Source organism: Ensifer sp. PDNC004, assembly GCF_016919405.1.
Taxonomy (GTDB): domain Bacteria; phylum Pseudomonadota; class Alphaproteobacteria; order Rhizobiales; family Rhizobiaceae; genus Ensifer.
The window spans coordinates 95,375-110,806 of record NZ_CP070352.1; the positions used below are offsets into that span (position 1 = coordinate 95,375).

The 15,432-nt window shown below is 63.2% G+C and carries 16 protein-coding genes; 12 read left to right on the forward strand and 4 right to left on the reverse strand.

Annotated features, from left to right (window positions below; all coding sequences use genetic code 11):
- Nucleotides 1–137: 137 nt before the first annotated feature.
- From JVX98_RS00430 to JVX98_RS00445, 4 genes are read left to right on the forward strand one after another with little or no spacing between them, the layout of a single operon-like run.
- Nucleotides 138–452, forward strand: coding sequence for a YtcA family lipoprotein (locus tag JVX98_RS00430; RefSeq protein WP_246764832.1), 315 nt, complete (start codon nucleotides 138–140; stop codon nucleotides 450–452).
- Nucleotides 449–1,513: a multidrug transporter subunit MdtN gene (mdtN, locus tag JVX98_RS00435; RefSeq protein WP_205236478.1), complete on the forward strand. Its 1,065-nt coding sequence runs from the start codon at nucleotides 449–451 to the stop codon at nucleotides 1,511–1,513. The genes JVX98_RS00430 and mdtN overlap by 4 nt, the downstream gene beginning before the upstream one ends.
- Nucleotides 1,491–3,551, forward strand: a complete 2,061-nt coding sequence (locus JVX98_RS00440; RefSeq protein ID WP_205236479.1) for an FUSC family protein — start codon at nucleotides 1,491–1,493, stop codon at nucleotides 3,549–3,551. The genes mdtN and JVX98_RS00440 overlap by 23 nt, the downstream gene beginning before the upstream one ends.
- Nucleotides 3,548–5,140, forward strand: coding sequence for a TolC family protein (locus JVX98_RS00445; protein ID WP_205236480.1), 1,593 nt, complete (start codon nucleotides 3,548–3,550; stop codon nucleotides 5,138–5,140). Before JVX98_RS00440 ends, JVX98_RS00445 begins: the two co-directional genes overlap by 4 nt.
- Nucleotides 5,141–5,561: 421 nt before the next feature.
- On the opposite strand, the gene JVX98_RS00450 is transcribed toward JVX98_RS00445, so the two are convergent.
- Nucleotides 5,562–6,482 (reverse strand): LysR family transcriptional regulator, encoded by a 921-nt coding sequence (locus JVX98_RS00450; protein ID WP_205236481.1) that lies wholly within the window; start codon nucleotides 6,480–6,482, stop codon nucleotides 5,562–5,564.
- Between the two features lie 391 nt (nucleotides 6,483–6,873).
- Here JVX98_RS00450 and JVX98_RS00455 point away from each other — a divergent pair, with 391 nt between their 5' ends.
- On the forward strand, nucleotides 6,874–7,797 hold the full coding sequence (locus tag JVX98_RS00455) for a DMT family transporter (protein WP_205236940.1): 924 nt from the start codon (nucleotides 6,874–6,876) through the stop codon (nucleotides 7,795–7,797).
- Nucleotides 7,798–7,839: 42 nt separating this feature from the next.
- Nucleotides 7,840–8,172: a multidrug efflux SMR transporter gene (locus tag JVX98_RS00460; protein WP_205236482.1), complete on the forward strand. Its 333-nt coding sequence runs from the start codon at nucleotides 7,840–7,842 to the stop codon at nucleotides 8,170–8,172.
- A 170-nt stretch (nucleotides 8,173–8,342) separates the two neighbouring features.
- On the opposite strand, the gene JVX98_RS00465 is transcribed toward JVX98_RS00460, so the two are convergent.
- The gene (locus JVX98_RS00465; protein WP_205236941.1) at nucleotides 8,343–9,092 is read right to left on the reverse strand and encodes a sulfite exporter TauE/SafE family protein; all 750 of its coding nucleotides are present in this window, start codon (nucleotides 9,090–9,092) and stop codon (nucleotides 8,343–8,345) included.
- A gap of 98 nt (nucleotides 9,093–9,190) precedes the next feature.
- Between JVX98_RS00465 and JVX98_RS00470 the strand changes: the two genes are divergently transcribed.
- Nucleotides 9,191–10,081, forward strand: a complete 891-nt coding sequence (locus tag JVX98_RS00470; protein WP_205236483.1) for a LysR family transcriptional regulator — start codon at nucleotides 9,191–9,193, stop codon at nucleotides 10,079–10,081.
- A gap of 264 nt (nucleotides 10,082–10,345) precedes the next feature.
- Complete coding sequence (locus tag JVX98_RS00475) at nucleotides 10,346–10,627, forward strand: hypothetical protein (RefSeq protein WP_205236484.1); 282 nt, start codon at nucleotides 10,346–10,348, stop codon at nucleotides 10,625–10,627.
- Between the two features lie 57 nt (nucleotides 10,628–10,684).
- Here JVX98_RS00475 and JVX98_RS32490 read toward each other — a convergent pair whose 3' ends face one another.
- Complete coding sequence (locus JVX98_RS32490; protein WP_256442638.1) at nucleotides 10,685–10,807, reverse strand: hypothetical protein; 123 nt, start codon at nucleotides 10,805–10,807, stop codon at nucleotides 10,685–10,687.
- Between the two features lie 395 nt (nucleotides 10,808–11,202).
- Here JVX98_RS32490 and JVX98_RS00480 point away from each other — a divergent pair, with 395 nt between their 5' ends.
- Nucleotides 11,203–11,736, forward strand: a complete 534-nt coding sequence (locus JVX98_RS00480; RefSeq protein WP_205236485.1) for a GNAT family N-acetyltransferase — start codon at nucleotides 11,203–11,205, stop codon at nucleotides 11,734–11,736.
- 105 nt (nucleotides 11,737–11,841) lie between these two features.
- Here JVX98_RS00480 and JVX98_RS00485 read toward each other — a convergent pair whose 3' ends face one another.
- Nucleotides 11,842–12,702 (reverse strand): hypothetical protein, encoded by an 861-nt coding sequence (locus tag JVX98_RS00485; protein ID WP_205236486.1) that lies wholly within the window; start codon nucleotides 12,700–12,702, stop codon nucleotides 11,842–11,844.
- A 445-nt stretch (nucleotides 12,703–13,147) separates the two neighbouring features.
- Here JVX98_RS00485 and JVX98_RS00490 point away from each other — a divergent pair, with 445 nt between their 5' ends.
- The 3 genes from JVX98_RS00490 to JVX98_RS00500 all read left to right on the forward strand — a co-directional run bounded on the left by JVX98_RS00490 (nucleotide 13,148) and on the right by JVX98_RS00500 (nucleotide 15,431).
- Nucleotides 13,148–13,561, forward strand: coding sequence for a hypothetical protein (locus tag JVX98_RS00490; protein WP_205236487.1), 414 nt, complete (start codon nucleotides 13,148–13,150; stop codon nucleotides 13,559–13,561).
- Nucleotides 13,562–13,802: 241 nt separating this feature from the next.
- Complete coding sequence (locus JVX98_RS00495) at nucleotides 13,803–14,732, forward strand: hypothetical protein (protein WP_246764834.1); 930 nt, start codon at nucleotides 13,803–13,805, stop codon at nucleotides 14,730–14,732.
- A gap of 75 nt (nucleotides 14,733–14,807) precedes the next feature.
- A complete protein-coding gene (locus tag JVX98_RS00500) occupies nucleotides 14,808–15,431 on the forward strand; it encodes a hypothetical protein (protein ID WP_205236488.1) in 624 nt (207 codons plus the stop codon).
- The last annotated feature ends 1 nt before the right edge of the window (nucleotide 15,432 follow it).

Below are 15,432 nucleotides of genomic sequence, written 5' to 3' on the forward strand. Positions count from 1 at the left end.
AACAGGTGACCACCAGCCCGTCAACGACCGGTCGTCTCTCGAACCCTGGTGATGCAGCGCCATGAACGGTTGAATCGGATCGCGTAATTCACCAGTATCGGCGCTTGCATGATAATGGCCATGACATGGGGGATGGTGTGGTTCGACGTAGCATGCGTGCCGGCCGCCGGCGGCGGACGATCGGGCGCGCACTTTTGTCGGTGGGGATGCTGACGGTCGCGGGCTGTGCCCGGGATCCGCTTGCGCCTTCGATCGTGGTGTTCGGCTCGTATTTTCCAGCCTGGCTGCTCTGTGCCGGGCTCGGTATCGTCACGACGGTCGTCGCACGGCTGATCCTCGTGCACGCCGGCATTGACGAACACCTGCCGGCGCCGCTTCTCGTCTACCTCTCGCTCGCGCTCACCACCAGCATCATCTACTGGTATCTGGCCTTTGGCGGAGCGCCGCATTGAGTGGCGGTGATCTCTTCCGGCGCGCCGTCGCGCGTGTGCTCGGCCCGCTCATCATCGCCAGCGCGGCCTTCGCGGTCTATTTCGCTTTCTGGCAGGTCGATCGCAGCCCGCGCACGGACGTCGCTGAAATCGATGCACCGACGGTCGCGATCGCCGCGAGCGTGCCGGGCCGGGTCATCGCTGTCGAAGTGCGCAACAATTCCAGCGTGAAGAAGGGCGACGTGCTCTTCCGCCTCGATCCGGAACCCTATCGCCTGCGTCTGGAGCAGGCGCAGGCCGAGCTGAAGGCGACACAGTCGGAGGTGGCACAGGGAGAGCGCAATCTCGATCTCGAGCGCGCCAATGCCGACGTTGCGGACAGGCAGATCGCCCGCGCAAAGAACAATGTCATGCTCGCGCGCCAGACACAGGAGCGGCTGGAGCCGCTCTTGCCGAAGCGGTTCGTGACCGCGCAGCAGGTCGACGAGGCGCGTACCGCCGTCAAGGATGCCGAGGTCAGCCTTGCTCAGGCGTTGCGGTCGGCCCATGGCGCAAACCGGGTGATCGGCACCCTCGATACCCGCAAGGCCCAGGCGGATGTCGCGCGGGCGACGGTCGCGCTTGCCGAGCGGGACCTGGAGAACACCATCGTTCGGGCGCCGTTCGACGGCAAGATCGTCGGCTTGCGCACGACGGTCGGCAAGGTCGTGGTTCCCGCCGAAACGCTGTTTACCCTGATCGACACGGCCGAATGGGAGACCGTCGCCTTCTTCCGCGAAACGGAACTCAAGGCGATCGCCATCGGCAGCCGCGCCGATGTCTTCGTCATGGCGGATCCGGAGCGTCGTATTTCCGGCACGGTCGAGGGTGTCGGCTGGGGCGTGCGATCGGAAGATTCCGCCACGATCCTCGGCATACCGATCGTTTCCAACTCGCTGAATTGGGTGAGGGTCGCCAAGCGCTTTCCCGTGCATGTGCGGCTTGAAAATCCGCCGGAGGACCTGATGCGCGTCGGCGCCTCCGCCGTCGTCGTCATCGGGCCCGCGCATAACGACGCCGATGCTGTTCCAGCCGCGAAGTAGCGTCCGCTACACGTCGATCCTCTGGAACGAATTGCAACCCTATCCGGGCCGGCTGGACCTTTCCCTGCGCATGGCGCTGGTCACCACGCTGGTTGCTGTAACGGCGATGGCGCTGCAGGTCCCCGAAGCGGCGATCTCCTGTTATCTCGTCTTCTTCGCGTTCAGAGCTGATGCCGGCTCCGGCATCCTGATCGCCATCGGCTTGCTTGTCGGGGCGACGATCGGAATTCTGCTGGCCATCGTCTGCCTGATGGTGGTGGCGGACGAACCGGCACTGCGCCTGGCTCTGGTCGCCTTTTTTACCTTCGGCGGCATGTACCTGACGCAGGCAAGCCGTGCCGGGCCGCCGATCGGTACGGTCGCCATGGTCTTTGCCTTCGTCATGACGCTCTACGATATCGTGCCGATCCCGGAACTGCTGATCCGAGGGCTCGCTTGGATGTGGGTGGTCGTGTTCTTTCCGGTGGTCTATCTGATCGCGATCCACGTCATCGCCGGCCACAGCCCGGCGCGACGGCTACGCTCGGCGATCGCCGAGCGGTTGGAGGTGGCAGGCCGGCTCCTGGCTAGTAGAGACCACGCGGCGAAACGCGTGGCTGCGACGTTGCTGGCCGAAGGCAATGGCGAGCTCAAGAAATATGCCGGGTTCTCAAAGCTTCTGGCGTTGATGGACAAGCACGACGTGCCGCGCATGCAGGCGGCGACGGACGCGTCCTATGATTTGCTGACGCTGGCACTCGCCCTATCGCTCGATGGGCGAAGGCCGCGGGAAAATGCTGCGGCGGTGGAGGTTCTTCGCCGCATTGCCGAAGCGATCCGTAGACGTAGGCCGCCCGAACAGGGTCTCGCCGGATCGCCTGATTTTCGTGCCTTCAAAGCCGCTGATCCACTCCCGGCGCGCCTGGTCGAAAGGATCGTCGACATCCTGGTGGGGGTTGGCCAGCCCGCGCTCGCGTCAGGCGCTGCTGAAGAAGGGTTCTTCCTGCCGGACGCTTTCAGCAATCCGCTCTACACGCAGTTCGCGCTGAAGGCGCTGCTTGCGGTGATGATCACCTACATTACCTATACGGCCCTCGATTGGTTTGCGATCCACACCGCCCTGATCACCTGTTTCATGGTAGCGCTTGGAACGACGGGCGAGACCATGCACAAGCTGGCGCTGCGGCTGACGGGCTGCCTCCTTGGCGGCGCCGTGGCGATTGGCTCGACGATCTGGCTCGTGCCGCACATGACGGATATCGGCCAGCTCGCTTTTCTTGTCGGTGCGGTCAGCCTCATTGCGGCATGGATTTCCGTCGGTTCGGAGCGCATTTCCTACATCGGTTGGCAGATGGCGCTCTGCTTCTTCCTCGTCGTGCTGCACGGTTTCGGCCCGAGCCTGGATCTCAACGAGGCGCGCGATCGCATCATCGGTATCGTCTTCGGCAACATCGTCGTTTCGGTCGTCTTCTCGACGATCTGGCCGGTCAGCATCGGGCAGGGAATACGCAGGAACCTTGCGGCAAGCGGTGCCACGCTTGCCAATCTGTTAGCGCGCCGCGGCGGCCCCACCGGCGACTATGCCGACCTGATCAGCGGTGTCGCTGGCGCATTGCGCCAGAGTGAACTGCTGCGTTTCGAGCCTGCAAACGTGCGGCGGGGAGACATCGATGCCCGGACGACGGAGCGCATTGCCCTCGGTCTGCAGGAACTGGCCGCACCCATCATCGAACTGCGCGAACACGACCGCGCCTTCGGCCCGTTGCGCGGCGCGCCGGCGCCGCTGAAACGCGCTGTCCTTGGCTATGAGCGCGCGGTGGCGCAATGGCTGAACGGTCAGGCCGAGCGATTGGAGGTTTGGCACCGGCCGAAGCCCAGTGCGGATCTGGCCCTGGCGCTTCGGCGGCTGAAAGCGAGTCTCGCCCGCGCCCGGAAGGCAAGCATACATGCCGGAGGTTTTCCCCGGCGAATCCGCGACGAGCTCGCCTGGAGGCTTGCACTCTACGAGAAGATCGAGACTGTGGTTCGGCGGCTGGCAGCGGGGGATGCCTTGGAATGATGGTTTCTGCGGGGGCGAGGTGGGTTTCGGTAGGGGGGATCGCCCTTTGCCGAAGCATGTGCCGTGCTGCCCGAGGCTCTCTTCTCCTTGGCGCATTGTCGATCCCGGCAGCCTGCACGTCCGCTGCACTCGATGATCTGGCGCCACCGAGCGCCGACCGGCCGGCCGTTTCGGGAACGGGCACCAAGGACGCCTCGAAGGTGAGTGCCGGCGCGCCGGATTTCTCTCTCGCGCCGAACCCTAAGATCCCGATTACGATCGCGACGCCGTCGATCGATCCGAAACACGATTACAGCTTGCCGGAACTGGTCGATATCGCCCAGCGGACCAATCCGATTACCCGTGCCGCCTGGCAGCGCGCCCGGCAGGCGGCGATTGCCGTCGGCATCACCGAAGCGGTGTACCTGCCTCTCCTGACGGCCGATGTACTCGCCGGTCTGGAGCAGACGTCGGCGACTGCGCCCGGCATCGGCGGTCCCATACCGATCGCCCCCGGCACGCTGACGACAACTGGCGCGCAGTTCATTCCATCCCTTACGGTCAAGTGGCTGCTTCTCGATTTCGGCGGGCGGGATGCGGGGAGAGCGGCGGCGACGCAATTGGCGTTTGCCGCAAACGTCACCTTCAATGGCACCCACCAGAAGCTGATCTTCGATGTTTCCAACGCCTATTTCGTCCTGACGGCGGCGCGCGTTCAATTGAAGATCGCCCGCCAGACGGTGCAGAATGCCGAGCTCGTCCAGGCGGCCGCCAAGGCACGCATGGGCCGCGGCATCGCCACGTCGATCGAAGTCGCTCAGGCAAACCAGCAGGTGGCGCAGGCGCGCTTCAACCTGACCCAATCGCAAGGGCACGAGCGCAATGCCTATATGACGCTTCTCGAAGCGGTCGGGGTCTCGCCAACGCTTGAGATCCGCATCGCCGACGGCAGCAATCGCGCTCTGCCGAAGGCCGTGCCTGAAGACCTCAACCGGCTGATTGCGACATCGCTCCAGCGTCGACCGGATGTGCAGGCGGCTTTTGCTCGCCTGCAGGCCGACAAGAACGGTATTGCGGCCGCCCGCGCGGAGTTCATGCCGAAGGTTGCGCTGGTGGGCAACGTGAACCGCAACATCGGGTCGCTCAGCGTCGAAGACACGCGTTTCGACCAGCGCTCGACGATCCGCGTCAACCAGCCGAATGCCAACCTGATGATCGGCCTGAGCTTCCCGATTTACGATGGCGGGCTGCGCGATGCGCGGCTGCAATCGGCGATGGCACAGGTCGGCGCTGCCGAGCAGGAGATGGCGCAGCTGCAAAACACCGCAGCGCGGGAAGTTGTCGTCGCCTATGATCTGCTGCGAACCAGCCTGGCCGGCTATGCGGCAGCGAGCGAGCTGACGACCGCCGCTCAGACGACCTACGATGCTGCGGTCGACTACTACAAGCAGGGCCTGGGCACGATCACCGATGTCAGCATCGCGCAGACGGCGCTGCTGCAGGCGAAAGTCGCAAGGGCGACCGCCTACAGCGACACGCTCGTCGCCGCGGCCAGCCTTGCTTTTGCGACGGGAACGCTGACCAACCGCAATGTGGTCAATCGCTTCTGACGACCCGACGCGATGTACGTTCCGCCGTGGTACTCACCGGAGGATCGACGACGCCTCGATCAACAGTCCATCGAACGCGCCAGCAAGGATGCCCGCCACGGCCGTCGTTCCGACATGAGCGGCAAGAATGAGCAATCCCAGCATAGATACGGCCGATCCGATCCGGATTGCCGATGCACGCTCGCTTTCAAGGGCCAACGGAATGGCGACCGGCGTGGATAGTATTGGGCGTGGCGCACCCCGGAGGTTCTCATTTGCCGCACGCAGGAGACGGCGCGGCCGCGAATATTTCAGGCGGCTTTTTTCGCATATTCCGGGATAGGTTTCGCAAACTGAGCTAGGCATCTGACGTGTCCCTGACCAACTGGATCTGAGGGGATCTTAAGCGCTCCGTCCGCGTTGGCCGTTCCCGAGGGAACTCCTAAGTGGAGGGCTTGTTGCCTTCGAGAAGCAGGCGGTGTTTTGCGAGCGCCTGGCCGACAAATTCGGTGAAGGCGCTGACGCGTGCCGTGCGCCGCAAATCCTCGTGTGTCAGAAGCCAAAGCTCCCGCGTCATCTCGGCAACTGGCGCGCCGATGCGGATGAGACCGGCCGTCGTATCGCCGAGATAGCAGGGCAGGGCAGCAAGACCGATACCGGCCATTGCCGCCTCGCGCGCCGTGACCAGCGAATCGCAACGCAAGACCGCGGGCGCCGCGAGCGCCGCGCGCATCCATCGTGCCACGCTCGTGGACGCAAGCGCGTCGCCAAGCCCGATCCAGTGTTCCCGTGCGATATCGATCGTATCGGCAGCGGCCAGTCCCCGAATGTCGAGATAGGACGGCGCCGCATAGACGGCGAAAGCGACCTTGGCGATCCGCCGACCGACCAGGGCATCCGGTGAATCGACCGCGGGGCGTATGGCGACGTCCGCGTCGCGATGGGAGAGATTTGCAAGCGCATTCGAGGTGCTGACCTCGAGCAGGACGCCGGGATGACGTTGACGGAAATCGGCCAGGATCGAGGGCAGGATCGACGCCATGAGCGTATCGGTGGTGGTGATCCTCAGGCTACCCTCGAGCCGCAAATCCTGCCCCGTCAAGCGGCGCTCGAGCTCCGTGACCGTGTCAGCCATCTGCCGGGCCACCGCCAGGAGCTCCTCGCCACCGGCAGTGAGCGTGTAGCCGAACGGGAGCCGGTCAAACAGCCGGACCCCGAGCTTCCGCTCGAACGACCCGACACGCCGGAGCACGGTCGTGTGATTGACGCCGAGCGCCCTGGCGGCGGCCGCAAGGGAGTTTGCTTCGGCAACCGCCAGAACAAAGCGAAGATCTTCCCAGTCGATACGGTGATGGCTGTGCATGATTGCGCAAACCTAAAACAGGTTGTTCGTCGGATGGGCGAATTTGCACTGCCACCACCGCGTATTGTCAATCGCTTTTCGCAATCGAGTTCCACGGTCTAGACGACCCATTCGCTCTGGAGCCGTCATTGAATGCGGCTGTGCAAATACGCAGAGACACTAGGCAAAACGACAGATCGTTCTGCAACGGAGCACCGGCTAATGTTGGTCTCACGATCGGATGGGCCGGTCGGTGGAGCGACACGAGATGATCCCACTCTTCGGCGATCGGGTGCTTAGGACGGGCGCTCACTCGGCCGCCCCGCATCCTCAGGCGCCGCCGCACTAAAGCGCATTCACCGATCAACACTTCCTCCATTCTCAACGTCATTTTCATCCAGGAGGTCCCGTGATGGAGACCCTGTTCGTTCCATTGGCTTTGCTTGCGGGTGGTCTGCTCGCTGTCCAGGCGGGTGCCAACGCACAACTTTCCAAAGCGGTCGGATCGCCTTTTGCGGCGACCACGCTTCAGCTCGCGATTGGCACGGGCCTGTTGTTTCTCGTCACCCTCCTGACGGGAACAATCGCCGCGCTTGGTGCAATTCCCGCGGTCAAGTGGTGGCATCTCATAGGAGGCACCGCCTCAGCCGTCTATGTCGTCTCGACCATCGTTCTCTTCCCCCGCCTTGGCGCCGTCGTTTCCGTCGGATTGTTCATCGCCGGACAGATGCTCGCTTCCCTGACGCTCGATAGTTTCGGCTTGCTGGGCGTTCCGCCGACGGGACTGCGGGTCGGGGCCGCCGTTGGCACGCTCGTCGTGCTCCTCGGGGTTGCTATGGTGGTGTTCGGGCAAGGCGGAAAAGACAATGTTAAAGCCGACCGGCTTGGCTGGATCGCCCTTGCGTTGATGGCAGGCGCCGTGCTCCCGGTCCAGGGCGCCGTCAATGCGCTCCTGCGCCATGATCTCGGCGGTGCGCCGTTCGCGGTGGGTGCGATCTCGTTTCTCGTCGCCACGCTCGCCATGGCCGTGGTGATGCTTCTGGTGCTCGCCGGGCAAAAGACATCCCGCCCTGACATCGCCGACGTGCAGACAATGCCCTGGTGGGGATGGCTCGGGGGTCTCGCCGGAGCGACCTATGTCACCACCGTCTTTACCGCGATCCCGGCGATTGGCGCAGCCGCCGCTGTCGGCCTCACCGTGGCCGGCCAGCAGGTCGCAAGCGTCTTCGTCGATCGCTACGGCTGGTTCCGCCTACCGCAGAGGTCCGTGTCGGGGCTGCGCCTGGGCGGCGTGGTGCTGCTCTTGGCCGGTGTCGCCATCATCAAACTCGTGTGAAGCCGCAACCGATCGCGATCTGTCGAACGCCGGAGAATTGCCATGTCATCCACATCGCTTGCCTGGATCTATCTCGTTCTCTCCGGCGTCGCAGACGTCGCCTGGGCTGTCAGCACCAAGTTCTCGAACGGCTACAGCCGCCTGTCCTGGACGCTGGTCTCGATCGTCGCGTTGGTGGTCTTTCTCTCCCTGCTTACCCAGGCGCTCAAGACCTTGCCGCTAGGCACAGCTTACGCGGTCTGGACTGGCATCGGCGCCGTCGGATCCGTTCTCTGCGGCGTGCTGCTCTTCGGAGAAGCCATCACCATCTCACGGGCAACCGCAATGCTGGTGATCGCCGGCGGCGTCATCGCGCTGAAAATCGTGCCAGCATGAGCTCCAGGGCAGAGCGACCTTAAAACACAGTCTCTTCAATAGATTGAGCCATTTTTTTTCGACCATGCTGTTGTCACAATCAGCCGGCCGCCACCGTGTGTGGCGGGTCAGCATTCCGTAGCGGGAGTTCGCAGTCCCAACGTGACCAAACAGCAGACTGGATGACCCCTTTACAGAAGCGGCCGCGCAAGCATTTCGGCGCCGAGAACGAGCAGGCAGACGAGGAACCAGCGCCGGAATGCGGACGGGCTCACACGGTTGCGAACGACTTGCCCTGCCCACACGCCGGCAAGCGCGGGCGCAATGGCGAGACCGGAGACGAGCAGATTGTCAGCCTCGAAGGCACCTTGCCAGACGAGCCCGGCGGTGAGGGCGACCGTGGACACGGTAAAGGAGAGGCCGAGCGCCTGCACCAGTTCGTCCCGTTCAAGACCGAGCGCCTGCAGATAGGGCACGGCCGGGATGACGAAGACGCCGGTTGCGCCCGTCACGATCCCGGTTGCCGCGCCGACGACTGGAGACAGCCACGGCTCCCACTTTGCCGGTACGTGTAGCTGACGCTCAAAGAGTGTGAAGGCCGCGTAGAGAACGAGCGCCGCACCCAGCGCGCCCGTCGTCAGCGCGGTGCTCCCACCGGCAAGCACCGATGAACCGCCGAGCGTGCCGACGACGACCGCCAGCTTCATCGGCCAAAGCCGGACAGCGAGCGCGCGGAAGCTCGGGCCGGCGAGAAGCTGCCAGACGTTCGTCAAGAAGGACGGGGCAATCAACAGGCTGGCGGCGGCAAGGGGTGAGACGAGCGTGCCGAGCACGCCCATCGCCAGGGTCGGCAACCCCATGCCAGTGACGCCCTTGAGGATGCCGGCGGCGAAGAAAGTAGCGGCAATCGCAACGGCGAGGGACGGAGCAAGGTCGAGCATGCCACGGGCATAGCGCATACCCGCACCGGCACAATGCGGATCATCCGCAATCAGACTTCGGCTGGTCCGAAGGCTGCTTTTCCGATAGCCTCGTTTGCATGCGTTTCGACCTCACCGACCTTCGACTGTTTCTTGCCGTAGTGGATGCCGGCAGCATGACCCATGGCGCAGCGGATGCCGGGCTTTCCTTGCCGGCGGCAAGCGAACGCCTGCGTGACATGGAGGCGATCGGCAAGGTCAAGCTGCTCGAACGTGGCCGCCGCGGGGTGCGGCCGACGCCGGCCGGAGAAGCGCTGGCGCATCACGCCCAGCTGATCCTGCGGCAGATGGGGCGGATGCGCGGCGAGCTTGGTGAACACGCCGATGGCCTTCGAGCAACGATCCGGCTTGCGGCGAATACAGCCGCACTCACGGAGTTTCTGCCGCAGCGACTTGGCGCCTGGATGGCGGCACATCCGCGGATCGACGTCGATCTGAAGGAACGCCAAAGCATCGAGATTGCGCGAGCCGTCGCCGCCGACCTCGTGGAGATCGGCATTCTTTCGGACCAGGTCGATACGGGCGGCCTGCAACTGCGCCCCTTCGCGATCGACCGCCTCGTCGTCGTGATCCCGCGCGATCATGCACTGGCGGCAAGCAGGCATGTCGACTTTGCCGACATTGTCGACCAGCCGTTCGTCGGCCTGACGGATGGCGCATTGCAGGGCCACATCGACGTGCACGCGCGCCGATTGGGTCCGACGCTGAAGATCCGCACGCGCCTGCGCAGCTTCGAGGGCCTGTGTCACATGGTTTCGCCGGGTGTCGGCCTCGCCATCATGCCGGAGACGGCGGCGCGGCGCGGCAGCAGATCCGCCAAGACCGCGTTCGTGCGCCTTGCCGATGACTGGGCGACGCGGCGGCTGTCCGTCTGCGTGCGGGCGGAAAAAGAACTGAGCCGGCCGGCACGAGACCTGTTCGGACATCTGGGCTCGCGCGGTTCGCGTTGATGGCGGAACGTGCGCCGGCCTTTAATCGCAAAAATCGATTTTCCTTTGGAACTCTTCGCGCCTTTGGCGGTTGGGCTCCCATACGGATGTCGTTCGGCCCGATCCTTGCCGGGCCTACTGCGTGAGAAGGAGAGGGAGCATGATGCTTTTCCGAAGAGGGCAGGAAACGCCCCGGAAGCCCACCTTCTCTCAGACGGACCGCCCGCTCGTTTCCAAGAGCGAGACACCATGCTGGGCCTTTTCTGCAGGCCGCGAGGTATCGTCATGATCGGCAAATCGGTGCCGGCCTATGTGATCGATCTCGTCTTTGTCGAGCGGATGCTGGAGATGGCGGAGCGGCGTATCGCCGAGCCCGCGTCGAGCCAATCTCTCCACCAAGAGATCGCCGACGAACTTGAGCGGACCGGAGGAGATCCGAAGATGGCGCGCATCCTGCTCGTCACCTTCACCAATTCCTACGCCGCGCACGTGACAAGCGGCGATCGCCTGCGAAAGCTGAGAATTGAAGCGGAATGGGGTTCTTTCTTGCGCCGAAGGTGGCTTTGAGGCTCGCTTCGAGCGCGCTCACGGGCCAGGCGCCGGCCCGAAGCTCGGCAGCCGAAGCTAACAGAGCAACAGGAATACCGGCATCAGGGCGGCCAGATAGGCGAGACCGTCGGCGGTCAGGCGATCGCGAAGGTTTGGCGCAGCGAAGGAGTTGCCCGATAGGCGTCCATTATTGTTCATTTTCTTGTTCTTCCTTGGTCGTTGTTGTCGGTCCCGCCGGGAGGAAGGGGCCGGGCCCGTCGCATATGGGAGACAGGTTGGTCGGGATCAATGAAGGGCGCCAGGCAAAGCAGGCCTCCACGCGAAATTCCGACATCGACCGGTTGTCGATCTTCCAACGCGGTGCTTGAGGAGCCGGGTGTTAGCAGGGTTTGGACCCGATGCAATGCGTTGCCGGTCACGTCCTTGCACGTTTGCGTGAGCTGCCGCTGCCAAGCCGTCCGAACCGCGCGCCCGAACGCCAACTCGCAAGCGGGCGCTCAACCGCCCGCTTGGCCACTCGTTGCAGCTTGAGATTTGAAGTCCGGGAAATGCGGTGCAATAGAGTCCGCGCGTTCACCGAGGGGGAGGGGCTTATGGATCGGCCGGAACCGCGCATCCTTCGCGCGACGGCGGCGGACGCGGAGGAGCTTGGTTATGTCGGACCAGCGGCCTATGCCGCAGAATATGCGTATCTCTGGGACGACAGCGCTGCCCTGGCGCGTCAACTGGCGACGTTCAGTTCGGACGCATTCTCGAAGCTGCTCGAACGTCCGGAGGCGCGCGTCTGGGTGGCGCAGATGGATGAGGCAATTGTCGGCTTCCTCACGATGATCATTGGGGCCGTCGATCCGATCCGGTCAAAGCCCGGCGGCACTGAGATCCCTCGAATCTATCTCCTGCGGGCCACCAAGGGGCTGGCCATTGGCCGTAAACTCGTGGAATGCGCCATCACCCAGGCGAAGCAGGAAGGCAGCCGTTATGTCTGGCTGGACGTGATGGCGTCGGCAGAACAGGCACGACGTGCGTATCTCAAATGGGGCTTTGTCGAACTGGGCGCGACGCGTTTCGCGAAACCCGTGAAAGCAGACCTTGCCGGGACGATCGTCTTAGCCAAGCAACTCGATTGAACGCCGTGCGAGGCGCGACCAGCTTCTGTCCGTCACACCATTCGTGAGGGCGGATTGTTTCAAGGCTCGGCGCGACGCGACTGGCGGCCTCGTCGTGGCATCCCCTCAAGCGCTGAACTCCGCCACCGCCGGCTCATGCGCTTGTTCGCACCCCAAGTCCTCTTGCGCTCGCTGATAGGCCACGGAAATGGCCGCGAACTTGATCGCCTGCCAGCGAACATAGTCATTGAGCAGGGTTTCGGAGACGAACAGGTCGCCTCGATTGCCGGGAAGGCTCCAGACGAGGAGCCCGTCCGATTTGGCCCGGGCAAATACCCGCAATACGTGGCCGCGCGACAGGGTGTGTCTGTTCGAGACCTCGCCTGCGGCGAGCGCTCCGAGGCAAACCGGCCGATCAAACACCTCAAGGCCGCTCGGGACCCGGCCGATGAGTTCGTGCAGGATATTGCTTCCCGTTTCCGTTCGCACGAACAGATCCACGCTCGCCGGCGGCTGCGCCCAACCCGGATCGAATACGAGGGATCGAACGGCCAGCGGGTGGATCCGTCCAAGCAGGCGCTGGTCGCCCTCGAACCTGGACGCGCGATCACCGCCATCGAGCCGATCGAGGGCGACCAGATGGCTCGCCAGCCATTGGCCGATCATGCTTTCGCCGTAGGCGCTCAACCGCAATGGTCTTATGCGTTTGTCCCTGCTTTCCTGCGGGACAAGCAATCCATAGGCAACCATTTCCGCCAGATGGGCCGTAAGCGTGTTCTTGCTGAAGGGGAGCTTTGGCGCGAAGAATTCGATGAGTGAGCCCGCCGTTAGTGGCGAACGCGTTTCATCGCGTTTGCGTTCAAAATGCAGCGCGATGATCGCCTGCGTGATCAACCACTTCTGCATGCTGGCGACATAGCGCACCACCCTCGGAGCGACATCGTGCATGGCGAGCAGCTCTTTTGCCGCATCGCGCAGGACGGCCAAGAAAGCCGACCCCTCAAGTGGCGTTATGGGACTGAAAGCGTCTTGCGATCCTAAAGGCATGATTGTGTCTGTCGCACCACGGCTGATGGCATCCCCGGCATTACTACCCATCCACTGTTGCATCACCATGTCACGCCGTCACCTGTGTGACTCAATTTTGGGTGCACTCACCCACAACTTGCTTCTTGAGTTGATCCTGTTCCGCCGGTCTCGCTATGAGTGGCCAGCTTCTGGGGGAAACACCATGAAATCAATTCTTTGTCGTCTACGCGCAGGTTGAGCCAACAGCTTGCCGGGGCCGACCGTCGCTGTGGCCGAAGCTTGATGTAGCCGACTGACCGAACGGTCCATCCAGGGTCCATGCACGTCGCGCAAGGCGCGCCATGGCCACGGCGTTCTGCGCCGTTTTTTTGCCCCTGCAACAACGCCCCTTAGGCAAAATCGAATGCTCAAAAGCCTGCCGCTCACCCCCGTGTTTTCTTCTTTCGCGTTCCCAAAGACGTTCCTGAGAACGTTGCAACCGTGCTTGCGCCTGCTCCAGGCGTCGCGGATACTGCCTGGTTGGATACGCGCCGGATCATGTGGGATACGAAGCTGCAGCGGCAGTGCCTTGCGGCCCAGCATTGAGGCGGATCTGGACCGGGCCTACCGTCTCGACAACGGCGCGGTGTTGACCACACGCTTTGGTGGCATAGCCGTCTTTGCCGCACTCGCAAACAACGGTACGGCAGGAACGGTCAGCGCGGGTCTGAACCTCTCCAACGACCTCCACTGGGATTTCGCTTCTTCATTGCTCTACGGAATCGAAAGCGATGCGCGAAGGCAGGTGCTCATGCGCGCTTCTGATTTTGATGCTTGATGGCCTCAGCCCTCTCGGCTCGTCCAGTCGAAATACGGCATATGCCGTATTTTGTTGTCCAGGCGGACATGGGAAGCCTGCGGCCTGCGAAGGGCGCGTTCCCAGGAACTCATTATCAGCCCGAATGTTCGAAAAGACCGGCGCACGCCCTGGCAGAGCCCAAGCAGGCTTCACGGCCCGATTGTTACTTACGAAGTAACGCCCAGAATTTCCAAAAAAGGACATGAGAATAGAGATAGCCATGGAACAGTTAATCGATAGGAGGGAGTTCTCCGCTGGCTGGAAGACGGCCGATGCACTGTTTCGAAATCCTGAGTTCCCGGCCGTCGACCGGCAGCTTGCCGCTCATCTCATCAAGATTCATCGGCAGACGCCGCGCCTGGCTCGTCTCCAGGCTTCTCATCGCAAGTGGTTCATGACGCAGTCCATGTACGCGCTTTGTATGCAACGGGCGACAGGCTGCGACGTCGTCGGGCTGCATGCGAGCCGTTTCATCGAAACCGTAACTTCCATCGGCGTCGCGAGCCGCAACACGGCCGATGCCTTTCTCAAGGAACTGCTGGCCTACAAGATGCTGCAGGAGATCCCCTCGCGTCATGACAAGCGGATCCGCAACCTTGACACGACGCCTGCCAGCGACGCGGCGATGCAGGGCTGGTTCATGGGCCACATGAACGGATTGGACCGTCTGGACGGCGGTGGGCGTGTCGCGGCCTGCACAAAGGACCCACTGCTATTCCGCTTGGCGCAGCCGCGCGCCGCGGCGGCACTGATTGCCAACTCCGTGTGGCGTCATCCGCCCGACAGTATAGGGCATTTTCTGTCGTCGGAGTTCGGCGGCATGATCATCCACGAATTCATCTTCGAGATCGCGGATTTTACGGCCGTGGGGGACAGGGTGACCGTCGGCCCCGTCAACGTCCATTCGCTCGCGGTACAGTACGGAATTTCCGCCACCAACATCAAGCGGATGTTCAAGCGGGCGCAGCAGCAGGAGTGCCTGGGCTGGGAAGGTTCCCGCGGGCGGAAGGTCCTCTGGCTCTCCAGGCAGTTTCTCGACGACTATTTCTGGTGGCAGGCCCAGAAATTCGCAGCACTCGACGAGGCCTTTCATGCCGCCGTGGCGATGGTTCGGCGCGGCGAGAAAAATGCTCCCAGATTTGGCCCTTGAACATCGCGGGCGCATCTTCGTATGCCCGCTAGGGTTCTTTCAATCGTATGGGAGCCGTGTCGCGGAGTTAGATCGATGGGTTCGGTGGATGAAGGGCTTTTCCGCAAGGAAGCGCTGGAAAGGAACTTCTCGCCCGAGCGGTTGGAAGAGGCGGTGCGCATCAACACCGCGGCGAGCCGTGTCGGGCTTCTCGCCATGCTCCTGCTTTGCCTGCTGTTTGCGGCCTGGAGTTTCGTTGGCCGTATAGCGACCCGGGTCGAGGGCGAGGGCGTTCTGCTTCCGGTGCCGGGCAAGGCCTTGCTGGAAATGCAGCTCTATCTGCCGCCAGCGAGCGGCAAACGGGTACGACCGGGCATGCCCGTCAACATCGAGATCGCCGGTCTGCCGCGCGAGCGTTGGGGAACGCTTGCTGGCAGGGTCGTGTCGATCTCGGATTTACCAGTGAGTCACGAGAGCATGCTCGCCACGTTGGGGGACGATGGCCTGGCGTCACGCTTTTCGGCAAAGGCCATGCCCTTCGTTGCGGTCGTCGAGCTTTCAACCGATCCGCAACGGCCCGGCGCTTATGTCTGGCGTGGCGGCGAAGGCGCACAGACACAGCTGGGGCGGGGCGCGGTCGGCACTGGCAAGGTAACGATCGAGGAACGGGCGCCTGTCGATTTCCTGTTGCCTTTACTGCGTACCCGGCCGGGGGCCTGAC

Coding starts and splice junctions, on each gene's coding strand:
- JVX98_RS00455 (WP_205236940.1), top strand. CDS start 6,874: ATGGAGACCCTGTTCGTTCCATTGGCTTTGCTTGCGGGTGGTCTGCTC.
- JVX98_RS00470 (WP_205236483.1), top strand. CDS start 9,191: ATGCGTTTCGACCTCACCGACCTTCGACTGTTTCTTGCCGTAGTGGAT.
- JVX98_RS00460 (WP_205236482.1), top strand. CDS start 7,840: ATGTCATCCACATCGCTTGCCTGGATCTATCTCGTTCTCTCCGGCGTC.
- JVX98_RS00450 (WP_205236481.1), bottom strand. CDS start 6,482: ATGCACAGCCATCACCGTATCGACTGGGAAGATCTTCGCTTTGTTCTG.
- JVX98_RS00465 (WP_205236941.1), bottom strand. CDS start 9,092: ATGCTCGACCTTGCTCCGTCCCTCGCCGTTGCGATTGCCGCTACTTTC.
- JVX98_RS00480 (WP_205236485.1), top strand. CDS start 11,203: ATGGATCGGCCGGAACCGCGCATCCTTCGCGCGACGGCGGCGGACGCG.
- JVX98_RS32490 (WP_256442638.1), bottom strand. CDS start 10,807: ATGAACAATAATGGACGCCTATCGGGCAACTCCTTCGCTGCGCCAAAC.
- JVX98_RS00495 (WP_246764834.1), top strand. CDS start 13,803: ATGGAACAGTTAATCGATAGGAGGGAGTTCTCCGCTGGCTGGAAGACG.
- JVX98_RS00440 (WP_205236479.1), top strand. CDS start 1,491: ATGCTGTTCCAGCCGCGAAGTAGCGTCCGCTACACGTCGATCCTCTGG.
- JVX98_RS00490 (WP_205236487.1), top strand. CDS start 13,148: ATGCTCAAAAGCCTGCCGCTCACCCCCGTGTTTTCTTCTTTCGCGTTC.
- JVX98_RS00500 (WP_205236488.1), top strand. CDS start 14,808: ATGGGTTCGGTGGATGAAGGGCTTTTCCGCAAGGAAGCGCTGGAAAGG.
- JVX98_RS00475 (WP_205236484.1), top strand. CDS start 10,346: ATGATCGGCAAATCGGTGCCGGCCTATGTGATCGATCTCGTCTTTGTC.
- JVX98_RS00445 (WP_205236480.1), top strand. CDS start 3,548: ATGATGGTTTCTGCGGGGGCGAGGTGGGTTTCGGTAGGGGGGATCGCC.